General features: G+C 63.0%; 20 protein-coding genes and 1 pseudogene. 7 read left to right on the forward strand and 14 right to left on the reverse strand.

The window, feature by feature from the left end; translation table 11 throughout:
- Positions 1-170 precede the first annotated feature (170 nt).
- Positions 171-484, reverse strand: a pseudogene (locus GL300_RS24805) (co-chaperone GroES).
- 295 nt (positions 485-779) lie between these two features.
- On the opposite strand from GL300_RS24805, the gene GL300_RS24810 reads away from it, so the two are divergent.
- The 5 genes from GL300_RS24810 to GL300_RS24830 all read left to right on the forward strand — a co-directional run bounded on the left by GL300_RS24810 (position 780) and on the right by GL300_RS24830 (position 7476).
- On the forward strand, positions 780-1244 hold the full coding sequence (locus GL300_RS24810) for a hypothetical protein (RefSeq protein WP_155042358.1): 465 nt from the start codon (positions 780-782) through the stop codon (positions 1242-1244).
- A 494-nt stretch (positions 1245-1738) separates the two neighbouring features.
- On the forward strand, positions 1739-2746 hold the full coding sequence (locus GL300_RS24815) for a SphA family protein (protein ID WP_246195425.1): 1008 nt from the start codon (positions 1739-1741) through the stop codon (positions 2744-2746).
- A gap of 277 nt (positions 2747-3023) precedes the next feature.
- Positions 3024-5417 carry an arylsulfatase gene (locus GL300_RS24820; RefSeq protein WP_246195428.1) on the forward strand — a complete coding sequence of 798 codons (2394 nt, stop codon included), beginning with the start codon at positions 3024-3026 and terminating at the stop codon, positions 5415-5417.
- Positions 5418-5535: 118 nt separating this feature from the next.
- Positions 5536-6933, forward strand: a complete 1398-nt coding sequence (locus GL300_RS24825) for a DUF1254 domain-containing protein (RefSeq protein WP_211595396.1) — start codon at positions 5536-5538, stop codon at positions 6931-6933.
- 405 nt (positions 6934-7338) lie between these two features.
- Positions 7339-7476, forward strand: a complete 138-nt coding sequence (locus tag GL300_RS24830; protein WP_155042361.1) for a hypothetical protein — start codon at positions 7339-7341, stop codon at positions 7474-7476.
- A 34-nt stretch (positions 7477-7510) separates the two neighbouring features.
- Here the strand turns inward: GL300_RS24830 and GL300_RS24835 are convergent, their stop codons facing one another.
- The 6 genes from GL300_RS24835 to GL300_RS24860 form a co-directional block, all read right to left on the reverse strand.
- On the reverse strand, positions 7511-8440 hold the full coding sequence (locus GL300_RS24835) for a pirin family protein (RefSeq protein ID WP_155042362.1): 930 nt from the start codon (positions 8438-8440) through the stop codon (positions 7511-7513).
- Positions 8441-8443: 3 nt separating this feature from the next.
- Positions 8444-10036: an MFS transporter gene (locus GL300_RS24840; protein ID WP_155042363.1), complete on the reverse strand. Its 1593-nt coding sequence runs from the start codon at positions 10034-10036 to the stop codon at positions 8444-8446.
- Positions 10037-10076: 40 nt separating this feature from the next.
- On the reverse strand, positions 10077-11939 hold the full coding sequence (locus GL300_RS24845; protein WP_155042364.1) for an amidohydrolase: 1863 nt from the start codon (positions 11937-11939) through the stop codon (positions 10077-10079).
- Positions 11939-12175 carry a DUF1427 family protein gene (locus GL300_RS24850; protein ID WP_155042365.1) on the reverse strand — a complete coding sequence of 79 codons (237 nt, stop codon included), beginning with the start codon at positions 12173-12175 and terminating at the stop codon, positions 11939-11941. Before GL300_RS24850 ends, GL300_RS24845 begins: the two co-directional genes overlap by 1 nt.
- A gap of 52 nt (positions 12176-12227) precedes the next feature.
- The gene (locus GL300_RS24855) at positions 12228-12908 is read right to left on the reverse strand and encodes a hydrolase (RefSeq protein ID WP_155042366.1); all 681 of its coding nucleotides are present in this window, start codon (positions 12906-12908) and stop codon (positions 12228-12230) included.
- A gap of 141 nt (positions 12909-13049) precedes the next feature.
- Positions 13050-13886, reverse strand: a complete 837-nt coding sequence (locus tag GL300_RS24860) for an alpha/beta fold hydrolase (RefSeq protein WP_211595397.1) — start codon at positions 13884-13886, stop codon at positions 13050-13052.
- Between the two features lie 295 nt (positions 13887-14181).
- Here GL300_RS24860 and GL300_RS24865 point away from each other — a divergent pair, with 295 nt between their 5' ends.
- Positions 14182-15072, forward strand: a complete 891-nt coding sequence (locus tag GL300_RS24865) for a helix-turn-helix domain-containing protein (RefSeq protein WP_211595398.1) — start codon at positions 14182-14184, stop codon at positions 15070-15072.
- On the opposite strand, the gene GL300_RS24870 is transcribed toward GL300_RS24865, so the two are convergent.
- The 3 genes from GL300_RS24870 to GL300_RS24880 all read right to left on the reverse strand — a co-directional run bounded on the left by GL300_RS24870 (position 15037) and on the right by GL300_RS24880 (position 17781).
- The gene (locus GL300_RS24870; RefSeq protein ID WP_155042369.1) at positions 15037-15921 is read right to left on the reverse strand and encodes a helix-turn-helix domain-containing protein; all 885 of its coding nucleotides are present in this window, start codon (positions 15919-15921) and stop codon (positions 15037-15039) included. The two genes, GL300_RS24865 and GL300_RS24870, sit on opposite strands and share 36 nt — an antisense overlap.
- A complete protein-coding gene (locus tag GL300_RS24875; protein WP_155042370.1) occupies positions 15914-16420 on the reverse strand; it encodes a hypothetical protein in 507 nt (168 codons plus the stop codon). Before GL300_RS24875 ends, GL300_RS24870 begins: the two co-directional genes overlap by 8 nt.
- Before the next feature lie 473 nt (positions 16421-16893).
- Positions 16894-17781, reverse strand: coding sequence for an AraC family transcriptional regulator (locus tag GL300_RS24880; protein ID WP_155042371.1), 888 nt, complete (start codon positions 17779-17781; stop codon positions 16894-16896).
- 708 nt (positions 17782-18489) lie between these two features.
- Here GL300_RS24880 and GL300_RS24885 point away from each other — a divergent pair.
- Positions 18490-18687: a sigma factor-like helix-turn-helix DNA-binding protein gene (locus GL300_RS24885; RefSeq protein WP_155042372.1), complete on the forward strand. Its 198-nt coding sequence runs from the start codon at positions 18490-18492 to the stop codon at positions 18685-18687.
- 4 nt (positions 18688-18691) lie between these two features.
- Here GL300_RS24885 and GL300_RS24890 read toward each other — a convergent pair whose 3' ends face one another.
- The 4 genes from GL300_RS24890 to GL300_RS24905 form a co-directional block, all read right to left on the reverse strand.
- On the reverse strand, positions 18692-19834 hold the full coding sequence (locus GL300_RS24890; protein WP_155042373.1) for an extracellular catalytic domain type 2 short-chain-length polyhydroxyalkanoate depolymerase: 1143 nt from the start codon (positions 19832-19834) through the stop codon (positions 18692-18694).
- 361 nt (positions 19835-20195) lie between these two features.
- Positions 20196-20441 carry a DUF6429 family protein gene (locus tag GL300_RS24895; RefSeq protein WP_343043214.1) on the reverse strand — a complete coding sequence of 82 codons (246 nt, stop codon included), beginning with the start codon at positions 20439-20441 and terminating at the stop codon, positions 20196-20198.
- Positions 20442-20467: 26 nt separating this feature from the next.
- A complete protein-coding gene (locus GL300_RS24900; protein ID WP_170297804.1) occupies positions 20468-22291 on the reverse strand; it encodes a relaxase/mobilization nuclease domain-containing protein in 1824 nt (607 codons plus the stop codon).
- A complete protein-coding gene (locus GL300_RS24905) occupies positions 22284-22799 on the reverse strand; it encodes a ribbon-helix-helix protein, CopG family (protein ID WP_170297805.1) in 516 nt (171 codons plus the stop codon). Before GL300_RS24905 ends, GL300_RS24900 begins: the two co-directional genes overlap by 8 nt.
- Positions 22800-22938 lie beyond the last annotated feature (139 nt).

Here is a 22938-nt window from a genome sequence, read left to right on the forward strand (position 1 = left end):
CTTGTCGATCACGACGTTACGGCCTTTCGGGCCGAGGGTCACTTTGACGGCATCCGCGAGGATGTTCACGCCTTTCAGCATGCGGTCGCGGGCGTCGCTGTTGAACTTGACTTCTTTCGCAGCCATTCGAGTTACTCCTTGGTCTTCAGCTTGATCGTGGGAAGTGGCCTTCAGGCGGCCTTTTCTGCTGCGACGGGGCTCTCGATGACGCCCAAGATGTCGCTTTCCTTCATGATCAGCAGCTCTTCGCCGTCGATCGTGACCTCGGTGCCCGACCATTTGCCGAACAGGACGCGATCACCGGCGGCAACTGCGGGTGCGATCAGTTCGCCCGAATCTTTGCGCGCGCCTTCGCCGACCGAGACGATTCGCCTTCAGCGGGTTTTTCTTTGGCGCTATCGGGGATGATCAGGCCGCCCTTGGTTTTCTCGTCCGACTGGACGCGACGGACCAGAACGCGGTCATGCAGCGGTTTGAAAGCCATGTTTGTTTTCCCTCAATTGGACAAACAGTTTGTAGGGCCCCACGCGTCAACGGAAGGGCCGCGCGTAACCCTAGCGGCATCACGCGACAGATGACGTACTACGCTCCTGGGCGGTTTCAAGGGGTGTCGAAGGGATTTTTGTCACTCAGGATATCCGAGTGCCAGAATCTTGAGGCTTCCGCGCAATAACCCGTGATTTCAGGATGCTCGTCGAAAGGACAAGCTTGACCACTGCGGCGGTCGGGCCAAGCTTTCACCATGGGAAGAGTTCGTTCTGGGTGATGCCGAGGGTTGCATGACGAACACATATCTCGCCGCTGCCCGTGATCTGGTGATCAAGGGAATGTGCGAAAGCCAGGTCGCTCTTTCCGTGGAGCTTGAATTTTATCTGGCATCGACGCTGGCGCATTACATCGATCACCCCATCATGCCAGACCGCCTGACACTCCGTTTGATGGACATGGTCCAACGACGTGCGAGACGGGTTGAACCGCGGGAGCTTGGCGACGAGTGCTTAATTTCTTGCGCTTTCTTTGCCGCGCGCTTGACCCGGCATGGCGGTACGATCGTCCATTATGCAGGGCTGGGACAGAATGCCTATGAAATTGCGGGGATGCCGGATGTTGCGCATGGCTTTCCCGAAATGTTGGATGTGCTTCAGGCCAGCAAACCCATCAGCCGGGAACACCCGCCGAGAAGTGATGACAAGGCGCAGGAGGAACACACCGTCCTATTTTTGGGGCAGCGGCACAGGTACTGATGCTATGCGCGGTCTGGCGATTCTCAGCGTTGAACAGAGAATGGGGCATCGGATTTGCAAGATGCGACGTCTTGCCCGCTGGGGCTGTCGTTGGCAGAGAGAGCCATCCGTTCCAGGCAGGCCCTTTGCGGTCAGTCGACCTCGAGCTATGCTGCGCGGCGGCGGTCACCGATGCCGCCAATCAGACACCGCGCAGCGAAATCTTTGATGGGACGGCAGCGATGCGGACATTGCCGACACTCGCGGAGATACTGTAATCACCTTGCAGCTGTTTCTTCAGCGGCAGCGATCGGGCAAAGCGGACGCTCGTGCCGGTGTAGTCAAGTCATCCGGCAACGGGCTAATCGATTTCGTCAATACCATTTTGCAACATGCTCGTTCAATTGTGGAAGTGACAAAAGACTCACCGCGGCGCTTGCGATAGCTTGGTTGCGTGCACCGGGCTACGGCGCTGATGTCGACGCTTTTCGGTCTCGCATTGGAGGCAGTTGTCAATGCATGACACGTTAGAAAATCTCAGCATTGGAGGGCGGACGGTCCGCAGTGCGGAAGCACGCTCCTCGCTTCTGTCGATCGGAGTCACAGCCGCGCTCTTGACCTCGGCGGCGCCACAGGCGCAGGCGACCGAAGCGGTGGCAGGCCGTTATATCCCTGGCATCTTCGCAGGCCCTGGGGCCGGGGTTGTGCCGCCCGCACCAGGCTTCTACTGGGGGATCCAGAATGCCTATTACCACGGCGAGGCGGGCGACACCGTCCCCTTCGGCGAGGGACGGATCGCCATCGGACTTGAGGCCGACATGTGGGTCACCGCGTTGGCCGGAGTCTACGTTCCTGAACAAAACCTCCCCGGAAACTGGACCTATTCCTTTCAGTTCGCGCTGCCGTTCGGCTGGACCGGCGCCACGGCGGAGCTCGGTCCGATCGACACAGATCAGGACGTGGCGGGCCTGGGGGATATCGCCTTTGCCCCGGTCGCGCTTGGCTGGCACAACGACGCCATGAACATGTTCTTCTCGTCCTCTCTGACCGTCACCGCTCCGACCGGTGAATGGGAGAGCGGCGACATTGCCTTCATCGGCCTGAACTACTGGACCTTCACCCCGGCAATCGGCGTGACCCGCCTGATACCGGAACAGGGCCTGGACCTTTCCGCCAAGTTCGGCGTCGATATCAACACGAGGAACCCTGACACCGATTACTACAGCGGTGCCGTGGCCCATCTGGATCTATCGATGACGAAAGGCGTCAATGAGCAACTGGCCGTCGGGGGACTGGCAGGTTTCCTTTACCAGATCGAGGATGATGACGATGATGGCGGTTTCGCTGATAACCATGATGGCTTCCGCGGCAGTTCCATCGCCATCGGCCCCCTGCTGACCTACAAGAGCAAGCTGGCGAACGGCAACGAGATCGACCTGACCTTCAAATGGGCGCACGAGATCGATGTGGATAACCGCATGAAGGGTGACGCGGTCTTCCTGACGATCGCCGGGAAGTTCTGAAGTTGCGGAGGCCAGCGTCGACTGGCCCAAGCCGCGACTTGGTCCTTGCCCGAATCCTCGCTGAAGCGGAAGGTTGCGGCAAGCGAGACCAATCTTGCCTGACTTACGGCAAGGATGTTGCGACCGGCACTACCAAGCTACGCGAGACTTCGACTGCACCAAGAACAGCGAAGCCCGACGCGCGACGACCCCATTTCGATACCTGCAGATTATCACCTGACCTGAGTTTTTTCGATCTCATCTGAACAGCTTGAGGAGGCGATCCATGTTGAAAGCGATGATCCCGGCCATAAACCTGATGCGCGGTGTGACCGGTTCAGTCGCGAGCGCTGGTCTCGCTACTGTCGCACTGACGTTCGCATTTACCGGGTCGGTCCTCGCCCAGTCTGCCTCGACCGGAACGCCGAGCGTTCTGCCGCGGTCCGATTTCCAATTCTCCGGCACGGTCGGGCGCACGATCCTCGATTCCGACCCGCCGCAATTCCCGCAGCCGGTGCAGGCGCCGCAGGGGGCGCCGAACGTGGTGTTGATCCTGCTGGACGACGCAGGCTACGGACAGTTTGCGACCTTCGGCGGCGGCATCGCCTCGCCCACCATGGACGCACTCGCGGCGGAGGGGCTGCGCTTTACTCGCTTTCACACCACTGCGCTATGCTCGCCTACGCGCGCCGCGCTGATGACCGGGCGCAATCATCATTCGGTTGCCGCGGGCGTCATTGCCGAGACAGCGACAGGATATGAAGGCTATACCGCAATTCTGCCGCGCAATGCCGGGACGGTCGCCGAGGTGCTGCGCCAGAACGGCTACATGACCGCTTGGATCGGCAAGAACCACAACACTCCCACCTGGGAAGCAAGCGCGGCCGGTCCCTTTGACCGATGGGCCAACGGCCTCGGTTTCGACTATTTTTACGGCTTCAACGCCGGGGACATGAACCATTTCAACCCGATCCTTTACGAGAACCGGAACCTGGTGCCGACATCTGATGATCCGGACTACTATCTGACCACCGATCTTGCCGATCATGCGGTCGACTGGGTGCGCAAGGTCAAGACCATCGCTCCCGATCGGCCTTTCTTTCTTTATGTCGCGCCCGGCGCCACGCATTCGCCGCATCAGGTGCCCGAGCAATGGATCGAACCCTACAGGGGCAAGTTCGATGCCGGTTGGGACGCCTACCGCGAACAGGCCTTCGCACGGCAGAAGGAACTGGGCGTGATCCCAGCTGAGGCGGAGCTGACCGCACGCTCGGACGGTCTGCCCGCCTGGGATACGCTGAACGCCGACCAGAAGCGGCTTTACGCCCGGATGATGGAGATCTTTGCGGGCTACGGCGCCAACGTCGATCACGAGATGGGCCGCGTGGTCGAGGCGGTCAAGGCGCTGCCGGGTGCCGAGAACACCATCTTCATCTACATCGCCGGCGACAACGGGTCGAGCGCCGAGGGCGGTATTGAAGGTTCGGTGAACGAAAACCTGTTCTTCAACGGCTTCCCCGAAAGCTGGCAGGAAAACCTGAAGGTCATCGACGAGCTGGGCGGGCCGAAGCACTATAATCATTTCCCATCTGCTTGGGCTCATGCGATGAACACGCCGTTCCAGTGGACGAAGCAGGTGGCGAGCCATTTCGGCGGCACGCGCAACCCAATGATTGTTTCCTGGCCTGCGCGGATCACCGAAGGTGGCGGGGTCAGGTCGCAATTTCTGCACACGATCGACATCGTGCCCACGCTTTACGACCTGATTGGCATCACCCCGCCGGCCGAGCTGAACGGCGTGCCCCAGAAGCCGATCGAGGGCATTAGCTTCGCGCATGTCCTTGACGATGCCGGCGCCGAGGGACGGCACAAGGTGCAGTATTTCGAGATGGCGGGCGCAAGGGGCATCTACGAGGACGGCTGGATGGCCTCGGCCATGGCCTTCGCTCCGTGGAATCCGATCCATACCGGCTACGACGTCGACAAGCAGGAATGGGAGCTTTACAACATCGACGAGGACTTTACCCAGGCCCACGATCTGGCCGCGGAAAATCCGGAAAAGCTGCGTCAGATGCAGGACCTGTGGTGGGCCGAGGCGGCGCGGCATAACGTGCTGCCGCTGGACTGGCGCGCGGTTGAGCGGCTGAACTCGGAGGAAATGGGGCGCCCGAGCCTTGCGGGCGACGCGACCTCGTTCACCTACTACCCCGGTCAGGTGGCGCTGCCGAATGACGCGGCACCTCGCATTCTGAACCGGTCCTGGACGCTGACAGCCGATATCGACGTGCCCGAAAGCGGGGCGCACGGCATGATAGCGACGCATGGCGGCCTGGTCGGTGGCTACGGGCTTTACCTGCGCGATAGCCGACCGACCTTTGTCTACAACTATCTCGCGCTTGAGCGTCACACCATCACCGCTCCCGATCCGCTGTCGGCCGGCAAGGCCGAACTGCAAGTCGATTTCGCCTATCACGGCGCGGCGGGCGAGTTCGGCAAGCCCGCGACGGTGACGCTGAAGGTAAACGGCAGCGAGGTGGCCAAGGGCGAGCTGCCGAAGACGATCCCGATCCAGATCTCGCTCGGTGAAGGGTTCGACGTGGGCGAAGACGTGGGCTCCGCTGTCGATTTCACCTACACGCCGCCCTTTGCCTTCACTGGCGCCATCGAGCAGGTCAAGGTCGACCTGCGGTGACAGAAAGGGCGCGGCCAGACCGCGCCCACCATCGTCGGACCCCTGAGTCTGCCAACACGAGGAAAGAAACACCATGCGAGTGAGATGTGGTCTGATTGCGGTCTGGGCGATTGCGGTCATGGCGGGCTGCGGACCTTCGGTCGCGCAGGACTATCGGTTCAACGGCGGCTATCCGACGCCTGAGATGGCGCAGAAGGTCTTCGACGAGGCCGACCTCAACCGCGCGGTGCGGGCCTATCGGTTCTTTTACCCGACCGTATCGAGTGCCGCGATCTTCAGGGAAATGATGCGGCTGGGCGTCGAGCCGAACAAGGTCTTCGGCTATATGGACACCCAACCGCGGCATGTCGGCTTCACCCTGAACTCCGACACGCCCTATGGTGGCATGCTGCTGGATCTGAAGGCCGGGCCGCTGGTCATCGAGATCCCGCCGGGTCCGCTCTTGGGTGCCGGGCTCGACATCCATCAGCGCTGGATCATGGACATGGGACTGCCCGGACCCGATGCCGGCAAGGGCGGCAAGCACCTGTTGCTGCCGCCGGGTTACAGCGGCGACATTCCGGAGGGATACCATGTCGCCCGCGCGACCTCCTACCTTGTGATGGCCGGGATGCGAGCCCTACCGGAAGCCGGGGACGTCGCCGGCGCGATTGCACGGCTGGAGACCATCAAGGTGCGCCCGCTCAACCCATCGCCGGACTGGGTAGAGCCGCGCTGGATCGACATGACGCCAATGGCGCAGGACCAGACCCCGACCAGCTTCGAACGCGATCTGGAATATTGGAAAGTGCTCCACGAGGTGGTGACGAGCGAGCCCGCGCTTGAGGACTCGCGCGCCTTCTTCGGCGACCTCGCTGCGCTGGGTATCGTCAATGGAATGCCGTTCGCGCCGGATGAGCGCATCTCCCGGATCCTGGTTGAGGCGGCGAAAATGGGCTCGGCACAGATGCGGGTCGAGTCGCTGGCCGATCGCCGACCCGACCGGCTGGTCTGGCCGGACCGCCAGTGGCAATGGGCGGCGCTGCGTTTCGAGAACGGCTCGTTCGACACCCCTGACTACCGCGACAGCTACGCGTCAGAGAAATGGTTCTATCAGGCGATCGCAACTTCGCCCGCGATGTTCCGCCGCGACCCCGCGACCGGTTCGCTCTACTGGCTGGGCCTGCGCGACGAGGCGGGAGAGTATCTTGACGGCGGCAAGACCTACCGGCTGCGGGTTCCGCTGCCGGTGCCGAACCGGCTCTTCTGGTCGGTGACGGTCTATGATGCCGAGACACGCAGCCAGATCCAGACCGAGCAGGCGAAGGCCGCGTTGCGTTCGCTCTTCGAACTGACGGACCTGAGCGGGGACCATGTCGATCTTCTCTTCGGGCCAGAGGCACCAAAAGGCCAGCAGGATCGCTGGATCCGCACCCTTCCGGGCAAGGGATGGTTCGTCTATTTCCGCATCTACGGCCCCGAGCCTCCTGCCTTCGATGGCAGTTGGAAGCCGGGCGACTTCGCGGTTATCGAGTGACGGCAGGGCCACCACTACGACCGCTTCGCCCGCCTCTCGTAGAATATGCGCGAATGACCGCTTTGGGGCTTTCGAGTCCCTCGATTTCGGCTGATCGCAGCCCCAAGAGAACGGCAGCGATGGGCTCCGAGCGACCTTGCCGCATGCAAGTGTTTTAGTCTTGGTCCAGACCCCGACGCTGCGACAGTGGTGCGAACATCGCTGCCGGTCAGTTCGAAGCTGGTAGAGTGCCCGGCGGACTGATGGTCCGAGCCGCAACGATGCGCTCGACGGCTCTCGTCGCCATTCGCAGCGAATCGTTCAGGCGCGGCCCGTGATCCTTCTGGAAGGAGTCTACAGCGCTCGCCCCGAGCATCGCGATCTTCTGGACCTGACCGTGCTGGTCGAGGTTCCGACGCGCTGCGGATGCGTCAGCTGCTTGCCCGCGAAGGCCCGCCCGGCGATTGGGATCGGCAATGGCACCGGGCCGAGGACTGGTATTTCGACGCCGCCGCGCCGCGGCATTGCTTTGACATCATTATCTGCCCGGATGAGCGGCGCTAAGGCATCCCGGGGGGATGTGACACCCGGCTCCCGGTCAGGGAAGCGGAATGAACTCGGCATCATCGCCGGGCGGAAGCTGGAAGCGGCCATGCGCCCAGTCGCCCTGTCGCCAGGCTTCCTTCGCGGCATCGATCCGCTCTTGCGAGGAGGCCACGAAATTCCACGAAATATAGCGCGGCCCGTTCAGCGTCTCTCCGCCCAGGACCATCAGCCTTGCACCCCGATCCCCCGACGTCAGGCTGATGCGGTCGCCGGGGCGAAAGACCATCATCCGGCCCGCTTCGAACTCGTCCCCCGCCACGATCACCGAGCCTTTGGAGACATAGACACCACGATCCTCGTGATTGTCCGGCAGCGGCAGCTTGGCGCCCGCCGCCAATACGGCATCGGCATAGAAGGTCTCGGTGAAGGTCTTGACTGGGGCCGTCGCGCCATAGGCCGATCCAAGGATGACGCGCACTTGCTTGCCGCCTTCGTCGATAAAGGGCAACGCCTCGCGCCCGTGGTGTTCAAAGCTGGCGTCGCTGTCCTCGGCATGTTCGGGCAAGGCCACCCATGTCTGGATGCCAAAGAGCGAGCCGGGTCTTGTGCGCATCTCCTCGGAGGTACGTTCGGAATGGGTGACGCCGTTGCCCGCGATCATCCAGTTTACCTCGCCGGGATAGACCATCTGGTCGGCCCCGGTGCTGTCACGGTGGTGGAACTCGCCCTTGTAAAGATAGGTGACGGTGGCAAGCCCGATATGGGGATGCGGGCGCACATCGATGCCGCCGCCGGTCAGGAACTCGGCCGGGCCCATCTGGTCGAAGAAGATGAAGGGGCCGACCATCTGGCGCTTCGGCGCGGGCAGCGCGCGGCGCACCTCGAACCCGCCCAGGTCGCGGGCGCGGGGAATGATCAGCGTCTCAAAGCTGTCCAGACGGTCAAGCGGGCAATCGGGGGTCTGGGTAGGATTCCAGCTCATGGCTCAGACCTTCCTTGGGGCGGTGGTGTGATGGATTTCGGGGACGTTATTCAGCAGGGCACGGATGCGGTCCTGCAGCGCCTTTTCCGAATGGGTGACCCGGTCGTGGTGGCGAAGATGCGCAAGCCAGGATGCCTCGTGCCAGCTTTCGATCAGCCGGGTCGGGCGTGCCGCGTCCTGCCGCAGCACCCAGCCATAGGCGCCATGCGCGCGGCGGCTGCGGCGCTGGTCCTGCATCAGCGCGATGAAGGCCGCGTAATGTTCGGCCGGGACATCGTAGGTGATCCAGATGGTGGCCGGCTGATCTTCTGGCGCGGCTTCGGGTTCCGGCCAGTGATGCGCCGGGCTGTGATCCTGGGCGGACCCGCCCAGCCGCGCCCAAAGCGTCAGCGGCACGGCGACAAGAATGCCCGTGGCTGCGACCAGCAAAGCCACCGGGACCGAAGTCTGCGTGGCGATGGTGCCCCAGCCAAGGCTGCCCAGCGACATCGCGCCCGAAAACACTGTCAGATAGATCGCCAGTCCCCGCGCCCGGACCCAGTCGGGCAGGGCCGATTGCGCGGCGACGTTCAGGCTGGAAAGCACCGCGATCCACGAAGCCCCGGCAATAAGCCCGGCCAGCAGCGCAGGCGCCTGCCCCGGCACCAGCGCCAGCACGGCGAGTACGATCGCGGTGCCCGCCGTGCCCAGCATCACCGTCCGGTCGGGGCCAAGCCTTGTGCGAAGCCCCGGCAGGACCAGTGCGCCACCGACCGCGCCGATCCCGACCGAGGCAAGCAACGCCCCGTAAAGCCCTGCACCCCCGCCCAGAACGTCGCGCGCCACCAGCGGCAGCATCGCCCAGAATGCGCTGGCGAAAAGAAAGAACCCCGCCGCGCGCACAAGAACCAGCCGCAACGGGCGGGTGAAGACCGCATAGCGGACGCCCGCAATCATCGCGCCCACCACATGCTCGGCCGGCAGCTTGCGGGCGGGTTCGGCCTGCGGCTTCCACCAGATCAGCGCGGCGATGACGATCAGGGTCGAGACCGCATTCAGCGCGAACGGCCAGACAAGGCCAAAGGCCGCGATCAGCATCCCGGCCACCGCCGGTCCGATAGCCCGGCTGATGTTGATGCCCATCGAGTTCAGCGCGACAGCCGCCGTCAGGTCCTGCCGCGGAACCAGCTTTGGCACGATCGCCTGCCAGGCGGGCGCGATGAAGGCCGCGCCGCTGCCCAGAAGAAAGGTGAAGATCAGCAAAAGCACGGGCGTCATCGCCCCGGCCTGCACGACTGCGGCCACCACGAAGGCCACGATCGCCAGCGCGACGTTCACGACCAGCAGCAGCTTGCGGCGGTCGACGATGTCGGCCACGGCGCCCGCGATGATCGCGAACAGGAAGACCGGCAGCGTGGTCGCCGCCTGAACCATCGCGACGATCTGCGGCGACGGCGCAAGGCTGGTCATAAGCCACCCGGCGCCCACGTCGTTCATCCATGTCCCGATGTTGGACACCACCGTGGACAACCATAGCACTGTAAAGGCGCTTTGCCGGAAGGGGCTCCACGCGCCTCCGGTCGCGGGCGGGGCGGTGATTTGGGGGGTGGCGGTCATGGTTCGACCCTCCTTGGGTTGTATCGGGTCATCGTCATCCTCATACCGCCCAGCAGGCGCATCCCAACGCGCCCCAGAACCCCTTCAGGTCCGAGACAGGCAGGCTTGCACCCCAGGCGCCGGCATGGTCGTGTCCGTGGACGCTGCAGGCCGAGGCGCAGCCGCAACGGATGGTGGCAGTCTGTGCGACCGCCTGATCCTGCACGCCCCAGGCCGCGTAGCCGCCAAAATTGCGCACCGGCGACCAGTCGGGCATCGCGGGCGGGATCGGCGCGTCGTGACTGGCGAAGTCGCCCTTGGCATAGACCACCTTTCCGCCAACCATGGTCAGGTCGCTGGTGATGTCGGGAATGGCGTCTTCGGGGCAGGAGAAGAAATCGCGGTCCGGCACGATCAGGTCGGCCAGATAGCCCGGAGCAATCCGCCCCCGGCGACCCTCGTCGTTCGATAACCATGCGACCTTTTCCGTCCACATCCGCAGCGCGGTGTCGCGGTCCAGCCGGTTGCGTTCGGGCGTGATGCGCAATCCGCCCACTGTCCTGCCGCTGATCAGCCAGGACAGGCCCACCCAGGGATTGTAGGACGCGACCCGCGTCGCATCGGTCCCGGCCGAGGTCCGCACCCCCTTTTCCAGCATCCGCGCGACGGGTGGCGTCGCCTCGGCCGCGCGCGCACCGTAGCGCTCGACGAAATATTCGCCCTGATAGGCCATACGGTGCTGCACCGCGACCCCGCCGCCCAAGGCCGCGACGCGGTCCAGCGAGCGCTCCGAAATCGTCTCGGCATGGTCGAAGAACCAGTTGATCCCGTCCAGCGGAATGTCACGGTTCACCTTTTCGAACACGTCGAGCGCGCGGCTGATCGTCTCGTCATAGGTCGCGTGCATCCGCCATGGCCAGCGGTTCTCGGCCAGAATGCGCACGACATCCTCAAGCTCGTCCTCCATGCCGGGCGACAGGTCCGGGCGCGGTTCGCGGAAATCCTCGAAATCGGCGGCCGAAAAGACCAGCATCTCGCCGGCGCCGTTGTGGCGGAAATAGTCGTCGCCCTGCCGGTAGGTCACCGACCGGGTCCATTTCAGGAAGTCCGCCTTCTCCTCCTTGGGCTTCTGGGTGAAGAGATTATAGGCCAGTCGGACGGTCAGCTGCTGGTCATCGGCCAGCTTCTGGATAATCTCGTAATCTTCGGGATAGTTCTGCATTCCCCCGCCCGCATCGATCACGCCGGTGACGCCAAGACGGTTCAGTTCCCGCATGAAATGGCGGGTCGAGTTCAGCTGGTAATCGAAGGGCAGCTTCGGCCCGCGCGCCAGCGTCGCGTAAAGGATGGCCGCATTGGGCTTGGCCAGCAGCAGGCCGGTCGGATTGCCGCGCGCGTCGCGCTGGATCTCTCCACCCGGCGGATTCGGCGTGTCGCGGTCATAGCCCACGGCGCGCAAGGCGGCGGCGTTCAGCAGGGCACGGTCGTAAAGGTGCAGGATGAAGACCGGCGTGTCGGGGGCGACGGCATTGATCTCGTCCAGAGTCGGCAGGCGTTTTTCGTCGAACTGCTGGTCGGTGAAGCCGCCGACGACGCGCACCCATTGCGGCGGCGGCGTGATCTGGACCTGCCGTCTCAGCATCGACATCGCGTCCGACAGACTGCGGACGCCGTCCCAGCGAAGCTCAAGGTTGTAGTTCAGCCCGCCCCGCACGACATGGGTGTGATTGTCGATCAGCCCCGGCAGGACCGGGCGCCCGCCCATGTCGATGATCCGCGTGCCCTGTCCGGCCAAGGCCAGGATGTCGGCGTCGCGCCCCGCCGCGACAAAGACGCCATCCGCGATCGCCACGGCCTGCGCCTGTGGGGCGGCACGGTCCAGCGTGGTGATGCGCGCGTTGCGCAGGATCAGGTCGGGCTGCATCAGGACTTCCTTTGCTGATGGGCGCTTGGCAGTTCGCCAAACACATGGTTCAGACTGTGTTCGGCGGAACGGTCGGCGGTCAACCAGTGCCAGACGGGCACCGCCTGTTCGCCGATCAGGATGCCCAGAAGTCCGACCAGCGCAACGACCGGCGGCGCAGGCGAACGGACATGCAGCAGGCTGTAGATCAGGCCGACCAGAAGGCCGCAGCCAAGCGAGACAAGATATAGCTTCATGGGACTCCCCCAGGGCGGTTAGGCCGCGTCCGAAGACGCGGCGCCGTTTCCTTCAGGCCTTGACCGGGGCCAGCGTCTGGCCGGTATGACTGCCGCGCGCGGCGGCCTTGTGAACCATTGTATAGGCGTAATCGACGCCCATGCCGTAGGCGCCGGAATGCTCGCGCACCACGTCCATCACCGCGTCATAGGTATCGCGGCGGGCCCAGTCTCGCTGCCATTCCAGCAGCACCTGCTGCCAGGTCACCGGGATCACGCCGACCTGCACCATGCGCATCATCGCCATGTCATGGGCTTCCTTGCTGGTGCCGCCCGAGGCGTCGGAGACCATGTAGATTTCGTAATCCGTGTCCGCCAGCGCCGACAGCGCGAAGGACAGGTTGCAGACCTCGGTCCACAGGCCGGACACGACGATCTTCTTGCGCCCGTTCGCGGCCAGAGCGTCGCGCACCTTGCGGTCGTCCCATGAGTTCATAGAGGTCCGCTCAAGCAACGGGGCATCGGGAAACACGTCAAGCAGGTCGGGATAGGTATGACCCGAGAAGCTTTCGGTCTCGACCGTGGTGATCGTGGTCGGAATGCCGAAGATCTTCGCCGATTTCGCCAATGCGACGGTGTTGTTCTTCAGCACCTGCCGGTCGATCGACTGCACGCCGAAAGCCATCTGCGGCTGGTGGTCGATCAGGATAAGCTGGCTGTTCGTTGGGGTCAGCAGTTCCAGTTTGCTGTTCATCTGTCCGCTCCTTGGTTCTGGGTTTGATTGGGTTCGAAATGACGATGCCACGCGGAATGGCTGACGAGAATGGCAACAATCAGCACATTACTGTTCCGATTTCTGCAATAATCGCCAGCCAACCGCGCGGCGTCCGGGGGATCAGCCCCGGATGAAGGCCAGCATGTCGGCGTTGAGTGTTTCGGCATTCACCGTCAGCATCCCGTGCGACAGGCCGGGATAAGTCTTCAGGCTGCCGTTCGGCAGCAGCTTGATCGCCTTGTGGGCCGCGTCATGGATCGGAACGATCTGGTCGTCCTCGCCATGCAGGATCAGGGTCGGGATGGTGATCGCGCGCAGATCCTCGGTCTGGTCGGTCTCGGAAAAGGCCTTGACCCCGTCGTAATGCGCCTTGGCGCCGCCCATCATCCCCTGACGCCACCAGTTCTGGATGACGCCCTCATGCACCGTCGCGCCCTCGCGGTTGAAGCCGTAGAACGGGCCGGCGGGCACGTCGCGGAAGAACTGTGCGCGGTTCGCGGCCAGGGCGCTGCGGAAGCCGTCAAAGACCTCCATCGGCAGGCCTTCGGGGTTCGCGTCAGTCTTCAGCATCAAGGGCGGCACGGCGGCGACCAGAATGGCCTTGGCGACGCGGCCCGCGGGCTGGCCGTGTCTGGCCACATAGCGGGCGACTTCGCCGCCGCCGGTCGAATGGCCGATGTGGACCGCGTTCTTCAGATCCAGCACCTCGGCGACCGCGAAGGCGTCGGCGGCGTAATGGTCCATGTCATGTCCGTCCGAGACCTGCGCCGAACGCCCGTGGCCGCGCCGGTCATGGGCGATCACCCGAAAGCCGTTGGCGACAAAGAACAGCATCTGCGCGTCCCAGTCGTCCGAGGACAGCGGCCAGCCGTGATGGAACATGATCGGCTGCGCGTCGCGCGGACCCCAGTCCTTGTAAAAGATGTCGACGCCGTCCGAAGTGGTCACGAAATTCATGGTCATGTCTCCTTGCTGTGGGGTTGGATGCGACGTGGCGAATGCCGCGGGCGGAAGCGCCGTCGCGGCCAGCAGGGCCGCCCCGGAAAGCAGGACGCTTCGGCGGGTTGGGTTTTGGTCGTTCATTGGCGTTGCCTTGGTCTGCGCTGTCGTTTCACGCGGCGGACCTTAGGACGACTGGCGCGCCATATCTTGTCGCCAAGTCTCTGATTTTGGATAATACGATCCAAAACCACCCCGGCCGGGAATGCAGGGGAACAAGGTAGAGAAGACGGCAATGGCAAGACGGTCTGGGGTGAGCAACGAGCGGATGGAATACCTGCGGGTCACGGACGCTCAGACGGTCCGGGCATCCGTTCTGGACAAGAGCGCGGTAACCGTCACCCGGCTTTCGCGGGACACGCCGAACCACGGCTTCGTCGACCAGCACGCGCCGGAAGATGCCTTCATGATGTCCTATCAGCTGCAGGACTATCATGGCGATCTGTGGGTGGACGGCAGGAATGTCAGCGCCCCGGCCTTCCATGCCGGCAACTTCACCTTCTACGACTACAACCGCTCGTGGCAGGCCAACATGAAGTCGGCCTTCGACTGCGTGAACTTCTACATTCCGCGGGCGGCGTGGACGACGCTGGAGGAAGATCTGGGCACAAGGCGCATCGACACGCTGAACATCCGGCCGGGCGGGGATGTGGACGATCAGACCGTTCGCGGGCTGGTCGGCGCGCTGCTTCCTTCATTCGCCGTGCCGGGTCAGGCCAGTCGCCTGTTCCTGGATCATCTCGGGCTTGCGCTTTGCACGCATCTGGCCGTGACCTATGGCGAAAGAAGCCAGCCCCGCGCGGTGCATTCGGGTGGCCTGTCCCCGTGGCAGCTGCGGCGCGCGACCGAGTTGATCGAGGCGAGGCTGGACGGCGATCTTCAGGTTGCCGATATCGCGCAGGCCTGCGGGCTGTCGCCGTCCTATTTCTCTCGCGCCTTCAAGCTTTCGACCGGGATGCCGCCCTACCAGTGGTTGCTGGGGCGAAGGATCGACAAGGCGCAGCATCTGCTGCGCACGACCAACCGGCCGCTTGGCGAGATCGCCCTTGATTGTGGCTTTGCCGATCAAAGCCACTTCTCGCGCGTCTTTGCATCCGCCGTCGGCGCGTCACCGGGCCAGTGGCGCAAGGCCGTCCTGGCATGACCCATGCGCGACCGGGCTGCGAAGCGCGCGGCGCCATTGGCCGGGCGTTTCGCCCTGGATCATCGAAAAGACCCGGGTCAGGTGGCTTTGATCGGCAAAGCCACAATCCAGCGCAACCTGCGAGATCGGCAGATCCGAACGCAGCATGTCCTTGGCCCGCGCGACCCGGTATTCCAGCAGCCAGCGATAGGGGGACTTGCCGAAGCTTTGCTTGAATGCCTTGCTGAAATAGCTTCTTGAAAGCGCACAGGTTTCCGCAAGCACGTCCAGCGAGAAATCGCCCACTACATGTGAGGCCAGAAACTCCGTCGCCCTCGCCTCCTGCCACGATGCAAGAGTACCCTTTCGGCCGGTGGAAAAGCACAATCCGCCATAGGCCTGCGTCAGATGCGCAAGGATGGCCAATCCGATCTGTTCCAGAAAAAGCCGGCTTGCCTGCTGCGGGTTCGCCAAAGCGGGCAACAGGGCCTGCGCCAGCCCGTTCAGGGTTTCGTCCTGCACAGCGCCAGAGCATTGCAGGCCGTTGAATTCCGGCCGCCCCACCTGTCTTGCAAAGCCCTGAAGGCATGGGAACGGAATGTGGAACGAAATCCGGTCGAAAGAGGACAGGTAGCATCCCCTCCAACTGGGTCGCAGGTCGTTGATGGTCAGCGTGCGGGCGGACTGGCCGCCGTCGAAGACAAGGTGGCTGTTGCACCAAAGCTTGTGGCTGTGCAGGTCGCGCAATTGCGTCTGGACCTGAAATGCCTCTTCGTCGCCCCAGGTTTCCTCGTGCGATGGAAGCCCGTCGTCGCGGGAATGTCGGCTGGCCGTCATCATGCCCAACTGAAGGGGGATAATATCAGCCATGGTCGCTTGTTAAGCGGTCATCGTCGTCGAGCCTCGACAAACTGGTCCCGGCATCGGCGCCCTTTGACGCGGTGTCCGGCGGTGCGCTGAAATTGTGCAGAAGATGTGCGCAGATCGCCGTGGCAAGGTGGCGGAACATCGTCGTCGATGACGTATCGGCCCGTTCGAAAAGCGACAGAAGAACGCTGGCAATGCTTGCGATCACCGGATCTGCTTCGCCCCGGCGACAGACAAGTCGCGGCGGAACAGACAGGCGGCCCGCTCCTGCGGAACGGATCGCCTCGACCTCGGAGAGCAGGGCTTTCGGGATGACCACGGCAAGCGAATGCAGCGAACAGTGAAGCCTGATCGCCACGCCCGCGCGAAGATCCACCAGACAGACCGCGCCGACGCCGTAATGCCTTGGCTCGGTGGAGCCGCCATTCGCATCGATATCGGCGTGAAGGCCATTTTCCAGATAGATCATGAGGAAATAGGCGTCCCGAGGCGGCAGCGTCACGTTGGCGGTCTCGCCTTCACGAAGCGACCTGTTGATCCGGGTCGCCGTGCAGGTGGCGGATCCAACGGGAACGCTTGACATGCAGGGTGCGAGGGGCAGGCCAAAGTACGAACCCACGCAGCCCGGTTTCGATGCAGATACGTCCAAGGCTCCTCCGGCAGTCATCCGTTTCTGGTGAGGCCAGCGATTCAGGCCTTTGCGGCACGAGGCAGGCGGACAACCCGACCGGTACACGCGTCACGCGCCCGACGCTAGCGACAGGTGAGGAGAAATTCTTGTTCATTCCTGCTTTTGCGATCCCAAGGAAATCCAAAATTTAAGCCATGACCGGCCATCTACCTCGACGAGCGGTGCGGCGGTGGCCGAGGCTTCGACCTACGCCGCAGACTATAGGACCAAGCAAATGCGCGATCTTGTCTCCAAGGCTCGGATTTTGGACAAAGCGACCCCGACGTTGAAACCGCGACGGGCCGTCAGCGCGACGCGCGCCGCCATTGGCCGGGGGTGGTGTTCATCCTTGCGCCGAACACGCGGGTCAGGTGCGCCTGATCGCAGAAACCGCACAGGAACGCGACTTCGGCGATCGAAAGCTCGGTCGTGCGCAACAGCTCCTTGGCCTTCTCGACCCTTTTCAGGATCACCCACCTGTAGGGCGGATGCCCGAACGATTGCTTGAAGGCGCGGGTGAAATGGCTTTGCGACAAACCACAGGCCGCCGCGACGGTCGACAGCGGGACGTCGGCCGCCAGCTCCGCTTCCAGCAGTTCGATCGCCCGTTTCTTCTGCCATGGCGCAAGACCGCCGCGAACCGGGCCAGGTATGTGCCGGTTTCCATAGGTGGTGCACAGATGGAAGGTCAGGACTGCTGCGATGTGATCCTGAAACAGACGGCTGGCGCTGGCGGGATTGGCAAGCGAGGGAAGACAGGCGCCTATCAGATGCCTCACGACATCATCCTGAATATCCTGCCCCGGCGCCGCGTCCAGAGTGTCGATGCGACGCCCACCGAGGTCCTCCTCGAAGGCGATCAGCGCTGCGCGTGGAATATGGAAGCCCAGACCGTCGAAGGACGACTTCATGTCCGCAAGCCACGTCCTGCGATAATCGTAGATGGTGAAATTCCCGCGCCTTGAAACGCTGCTGTCGACCTTCCTGCCGTCAACCCAAAGGTCGCCCTCGTAGTCGCGTAGGTTGAAGGCAAGGAAGAAGGCATCTTCGTGAAGGGGTGGGTCTATGACCCCGTGCCCGGCATTCGGGCAGGACAGGCGGGCCATCGTCACTTCGGATTTCCCGAACACCGGAGCGATGACGATGTCCGCCTGTCGGGCGCGGAAAAATTCCATGTTTTGGTTGCTGGTCATGGGGTTTCACATGGGGTTCGGGTCAGGTCGTTGCGCAATTCGTCAATTCTGTCGGACTGGTTGTATTTAGCAAATGACTGCAACGGTATAGCAGCAATTTGCGCAGCTGTTTAACACGAGCAGTCCCGCACTCGGTTACAAAATTCGATACTGAAATTTGTTTGCCTCAATACGACAAGTTGCTATGCCTACCAAGCTGCTGCGTGGGCGCGGTGGACGACTGCTTCGCAATTTTTTACTGCGTCTGCAATGCTGCAAGCGCAACGTCAGCAAACCGCCCGATCTCTGTAGCAGGACACCGCTCCACGCTGCGCATCGCCTGAATGACCGCTTGATCAAACATGCTGCAGCTGCCGTGCCGCACTGCGGCGGTCAGCAAACCGCCCACCTCTGCGACGTGGGAGCTCGAGAACGCATCGCTCACCATGCACCCGCAGCGAATGGCAGGTATGCCGATGCTTGAGGGAGAAATGCCCGCCAGCACTTCTCAGGTAGAAACTTGCTGACCGTCAGTGGGCTTCGCCGACCCTCACGGAGCGGTGCCCGGTCGTGAATCTTGTACCCACCAGCCATGATGGGCCGAGCGCGTTCCGCGATGCCCGTTTCCTTCGCCCATGTCGTCGCAATTTCGTTGCAAAATATTGACATACGTCAACGACAATCAGCCTCCCAATCTGCAAATTCGGGCGGCACACGGGAGGACCTCAAATGATCGAAGCAAGACCCCTCAAACGATGGGAACTCGCTTGGGAACTGTGGCAATCCGGCCTTTCAACCGCCGAGATCGGCGAACAACTCGGGATCAGTCAGGGGCATGCCGCGGTTCTGATTGTGCGAGGTGCCGAGCGCCTCAGACTGCCGGGCGGCTGGTTGCATTTTACGTCGCAGCAAGTTCGGAAATGCTGACCCATCACTCCAGAGGCGAGCCGAGCGCAGCAGCCATGCGGGCAATGGCGGCCATTTGCGGTGCCTTCTTGCTCAGGTAGTCCTCGCCGCCATAGCCCCACCAATCCCAGCAACCTTTTGGGTTGTTACGCGTCGGGAGAAAGGCGGGCGCCGGGACCGCTATCGCCTGCGGGTAGAGCACCACGAGATTGTTGGCTTCGGCCCAACCATTATAGCCGGTCAGGGTGGCGTAGCGCTCGCCCATCAGCGTGCCGTCCGAAAGCTCCCATGAGCGGCCTTGGGAGCAGCCATGCAGCGCGATATGCAAGCGACACTCTGTCGTCTGATTTTTGCAAGCGGTGGGGATATAGACGTAGGCCTTGGGATCCATGCCCATCGCGCCCTTGGAATAGGCGCTCTGGTCGAAGGTCATGAGGTTCGCGGCAACGGGCTCGACCTCGTCCCTGAGATCCTCGTAGAGATGGCCAAAGATTTGCTGCGCCTGATCAATTGCCGGACCGCCCGGCTGCCCATCCGCGTCGCAGAGGTTCAGATAGTCCGGCTCGGTTTCCGCGCAGGGCACGTCGCCCAGATCCGTCACAAAGGAATGGCCGGCAGGCACATCCTGATCAAATTCGATCTGGCTATCGGGCACGCCGATTTCCTCGTAGATATTGCGCAGCATGCCCATGGTTTCGGTCCGCACGATGGGATCTTCGGTGCCGAGAAACATGTAGATCCGGTCGTCGATGATATTGGACGAGGGATCGATGCTGCCCCGGCTCTCGAGGATGCGGATCCGCGCCATGATCCGGCTTTCAATTGAAGCCGTGGTGAAAGACCAAAGCGGCACATAAGGCAGAGCCTCGGTCGGGTTCAGGCAATAGGCGACCGCCTGCGCTGTGCGAAGGTCAATGGGATCGCCAAACAGGAACTTGGAATAGCCACCCGCGCAATAAAAGGGCCCACCCGCGATCACGCCCACGCCGGAAATTTTGGCGGAAAAGGCGGTCTGCAGCTGCACGGTCATGAAGGCACCCGAGGAGAGGCCGGAGCCCGTGACTTGGGGGGCAAGCTTCAAGGCGGTGAGCAGGTCTTGGGCATAGGTCGCCATGCCAGGGGCGGTGGCACAAAGCAGGCTTGCGGCAAAAATTCCCGAGAAACGCATGACGACTCCTGCGGAAAAAACTCGGAGAAGGTCAGGTCACAAATTGGTCGTACAGGAAAATCGAGGCACGGACACGCCTTGCGAAGGTTTCACCTTGCCACAGCAATGCGGTCCTGTGACGCAAAGCCTTGCCCAAGGCCGACCTCAACGCGCGCTTTTCTGGTCTTGCCGCATATCTGCCCAGAAGGATCCAGCTTGTCTGCGAAAATCCGAGGCAGAAGCGCCGATCTCACAACCATCTTGCTTCCCAAGGCCAGATCGCGAAGCCAAGAGGCCCGACCCGTCGGGAGATGAGCAAGCTGTCCAATTCCGACGCCCCCATGATCAAAGACCGCACCATCCGGATAAATCCTCAGCGTGATCATACGCTATCCTTGCCTGATGGCTTTGAGAAACAGGCCTCGAACAGCGCCCGGGATCGCGCGGCCCCTTCCTCGGTCAACCAGACGGATTTCGCCTTATTAACCGGATCGCCGATATAGCCCTTGTCGTGCAGACGCTGCAGCACTGCCCAGTCGAAACTCTTCCAGGCCCGTTGGTCGCGATCCATGGTGAGGAAAAGCAAAGCGAGTGCACAATCGTCGATCTTCTCCTCGTCGATCTCCACAGCCCTGCCCTCCTTTGTCCGTGACCCTAACGCTCGCGGTCGCGATGCTCACGGTCAGGTGCTTGCGAGCGGTGAGCCTCGCGCCTGCCCTCATCCGCGTTCAGATCCTGCAGCCGCGCCTGGGCCTCCTGAACCTGTTTCAGGCTCATGCCCATGCTCTCATGCTGCTCGGCGGCGGCGGTGATGGCACGCGCGATGTCGCGTCTTTGCGCAGGATCCGGAATATCGAGCGCCAAAGCACGATCGTCGCCCTTGGCCAGCCGCGCCATCAGCTCGTCGCCATAGCGCTGGTGCAGATCCTTGGCGAAGCGTCCAGCATGATCATCACTCTGGAAGGCGACCTGCCCGTCCTGCTTCACCGTCTGCGCCATGGTCTGCAGAGTGCGTAACAGGCGATCATGCTCGCGGCGCGGCTCGAAGCTGCGATCCAGCAGTTCGGCGGCCTTGGCATAGAAGCTTTCGACCAAGCCTGCGGCCTCGCCCCGATCCCTATCGTCGGCGAGATTGAGGCCCCGGCTCTCCGCCACCGCCTGAATATCTTGCCGCGTCCAATCGCGCTCCTGCCAGGCATTGGCCGCGCCCTGACCCATGCGGTTCTGGACCGTGGCCGGATCCAAGCCGCTGGATTTCGCCGCCGCGGAAATCCGGTCGCGGATCTCGACGATGCCGTCATGGCCGATCTCGCGCGTGGTGCCATCGCGGGTGATCGCGCTGTCATCAATCTGGCTGCGATGCAGGGCCTCGCGCGCCGGGCGCTGCATCAGTGCGGCGCCACGGTCATCACCCAATTCTCGGGCGACATCGGACGCCGCCGCATAGAATTCCCGCCGCATCTCGCCTTGTTCGCTCTGCGGCAATTGCCGAATGCCGGTCTCGACCCGGTCGAGCCAGGCATCGTAATAGCGGCCGAGATCGCCGCGGGTCTGAACGTCCTGTGCCTGCATGAACTCCTCCGTCGATTGAATGATCCCGCCGCGCGCGAGGCGCTGCGCGACAGCCTCGATCCGCGCCGCCAATTCCGCCTCGCGGCTCTGCCGCGCCATCGAGGAAAAGAGCTGCAAGGTGGCGACATTCTCGCGGATCTGCGCCAAAGCATCGCGCACGGCTGGCCCTTGCAGCGGCACTTCCCGGACCTCGCGGCCCTCGCGCAAAGCCCGCTCGAGCTCGACCCGCGACGGGCCATAGGTGAGCTTGCCGCGCTCGATGCGCGAGGCGCTGTCGAGGTAGAGCCCCTGCTCCGCCGCGATCTCGACCATGCGCTCCTTCATCGTGAGCACGTCAAAGGCATGGCCCTTGGCCATGTAGAACCAGCTGTCGTGCTCCAGCCCGCGATTGTTGATGACGATATGGACATGGGGATGGCTGCGGTCGGTATGCAAAGCCGCGATATAGGCCCATTCATCCGCGACATGCATGCCGCTTTGGAACATTTCCGCCGCCCAGATCTCGGCGACCTGCAGCGCACGATGCGGTGCGACATCGGCCGGAAAGGACAAAAGCAGATGCGTGGTATGGCCATTCTTCGGATCACCCGTCCAGGCATCTTCCCAATCCCCGGCAATGGTCTTGCGCTCCTCGCGGCTCAAGGTGCGGCGCTCCGGATCATGCTCGACCATATTGCCGAAGATCGCACTGGCCTTGGAGAAGAGATAGTCGAACTGATTGCCGAGCTGCTTGCGGCTATGGGTGCCGCCATGATGGATCTTCTTCAGCACCGCGGCATTCGAACCCTGGGCCAGACGCCAGAGATTATTGGCGCGAGTGGTGAAACGCTGGCGCGCGGATCCGCTGCCGCCGCGCAGATAACGCAGGCGCAACTCCTCGAGGATCGGATCCGTCGCGCTAGCCATGATCGCGCTCCGAATAATTCCGGAAAAGCCGCACGCCGCGGCGGCGCTGTTCCTCGACCACGGCATTGAGCCAGGTCCGGAGTTTGGGCAGCGTGAGGCGCAACTCGTTCAGCACCTGCCATTCGGCCCGGGCGAGATCGACGCGCCCGCGATTGGCGGCCAAGGCGATCTGGTTCACATTGACGCCGATCTTGTGCAGCTCGGATTTGATCTCGCCGAGCTTCGCCGCCTGCTCGGGCGGGAACTCCAGCAGCCCGACACTGGCGCGCAGGACCGAGCGCAAGGCATCCGAACGCGATCCCGCCCCCATCCGCTCCTGCAGCCGGGCGAGCGCCTCGAGTTCTTCCGGCGAGAGCCGCACCGTCACCGCCTTCCCGGAAGTGGTGGTCGCCCCGGATTCCCGGATGCGTTGGGTCTTGGCGCGCTCGCGCTTGCCGAGATCCGCCCGCCCCGGGCGCGCCGGGGCTGCCTCTCGCTTCAGATCCGCACCGTCCGTGGTGGTCGCCACCGCCCTCTCCGATCCGGCAAGGCGCGCGCTTTGTACACATTGTGCATTTCCTGCCATAGCCCTTTGCTGCCAGATGCGACTCCAGCTGTCAACGCAACCGGAGCTTGCGAAGGGTGCGATGACCGGGAGGCCATCGGTG

It is taken from the genome of Paracoccus litorisediminis (assembly GCF_009711205.1).
Taxonomy (GTDB): domain Bacteria; phylum Pseudomonadota; class Alphaproteobacteria; order Rhodobacterales; family Rhodobacteraceae; genus Paracoccus; species Paracoccus litorisediminis.

Bases quoted from the DNA above. Each gene is read 5' to 3' on its own strand.
- GL300_RS24810 (WP_155042358.1), top strand. From the start codon at position 780: ATGACGAACACATATCTCGCCGCTGCCCGTGATCTGGTGATCAAGGGA.
- GL300_RS24815 (WP_246195425.1), top strand. From the start codon at position 1,739: ATGCATGACACGTTAGAAAATCTCAGCATTGGAGGGCGGACGGTCCGC.
- GL300_RS24820 (WP_246195428.1), top strand. From the start codon at position 3,024: ATGATCCCGGCCATAAACCTGATGCGCGGTGTGACCGGTTCAGTCGCG.
- GL300_RS24825 (WP_211595396.1), top strand. From the start codon at position 5,536: ATGGCGGGCTGCGGACCTTCGGTCGCGCAGGACTATCGGTTCAACGGC.
- GL300_RS24830 (WP_155042361.1), top strand. From the start codon at position 7,339: ATGCGTCAGCTGCTTGCCCGCGAAGGCCCGCCCGGCGATTGGGATCGG.
- GL300_RS24835 (WP_155042362.1), bottom strand. From the start codon at position 8,440: ATGAGCTGGAATCCTACCCAGACCCCCGATTGCCCGCTTGACCGTCTG.
- GL300_RS24840 (WP_155042363.1), bottom strand. From the start codon at position 10,036: ATGACCGCCACCCCCCAAATCACCGCCCCGCCCGCGACCGGAGGCGCG.
- GL300_RS24845 (WP_155042364.1), bottom strand. From the start codon at position 11,939: ATGCAGCCCGACCTGATCCTGCGCAACGCGCGCATCACCACGCTGGAC.
- GL300_RS24850 (WP_155042365.1), bottom strand. From the start codon at position 12,175: ATGAAGCTATATCTTGTCTCGCTTGGCTGCGGCCTTCTGGTCGGCCTG.
- GL300_RS24855 (WP_155042366.1), bottom strand. From the start codon at position 12,908: ATGAACAGCAAACTGGAACTGCTGACCCCAACGAACAGCCAGCTTATC.
- GL300_RS24860 (WP_211595397.1), bottom strand. From the start codon at position 13,886: ATGAATTTCGTGACCACTTCGGACGGCGTCGACATCTTTTACAAGGAC.
- GL300_RS24870 (WP_155042369.1), bottom strand. From the start codon at position 15,921: ATGGCTGATATTATCCCCCTTCAGTTGGGCATGATGACGGCCAGCCGA.
- GL300_RS24880 (WP_155042371.1), bottom strand. From the start codon at position 17,781: ATGACCAGCAACCAAAACATGGAATTTTTCCGCGCCCGACAGGCGGAC.
- GL300_RS24885 (WP_155042372.1), top strand. From the start codon at position 18,490: ATGATCGAAGCAAGACCCCTCAAACGATGGGAACTCGCTTGGGAACTG.
- GL300_RS24890 (WP_155042373.1), bottom strand. From the start codon at position 19,834: ATGCGTTTCTCGGGAATTTTTGCCGCAAGCCTGCTTTGTGCCACCGCC.
- GL300_RS24900 (WP_170297804.1), bottom strand. From the start codon at position 22,291: ATGGCTAGCGCGACGGATCCGATCCTCGAGGAGTTGCGCCTGCGTTAT.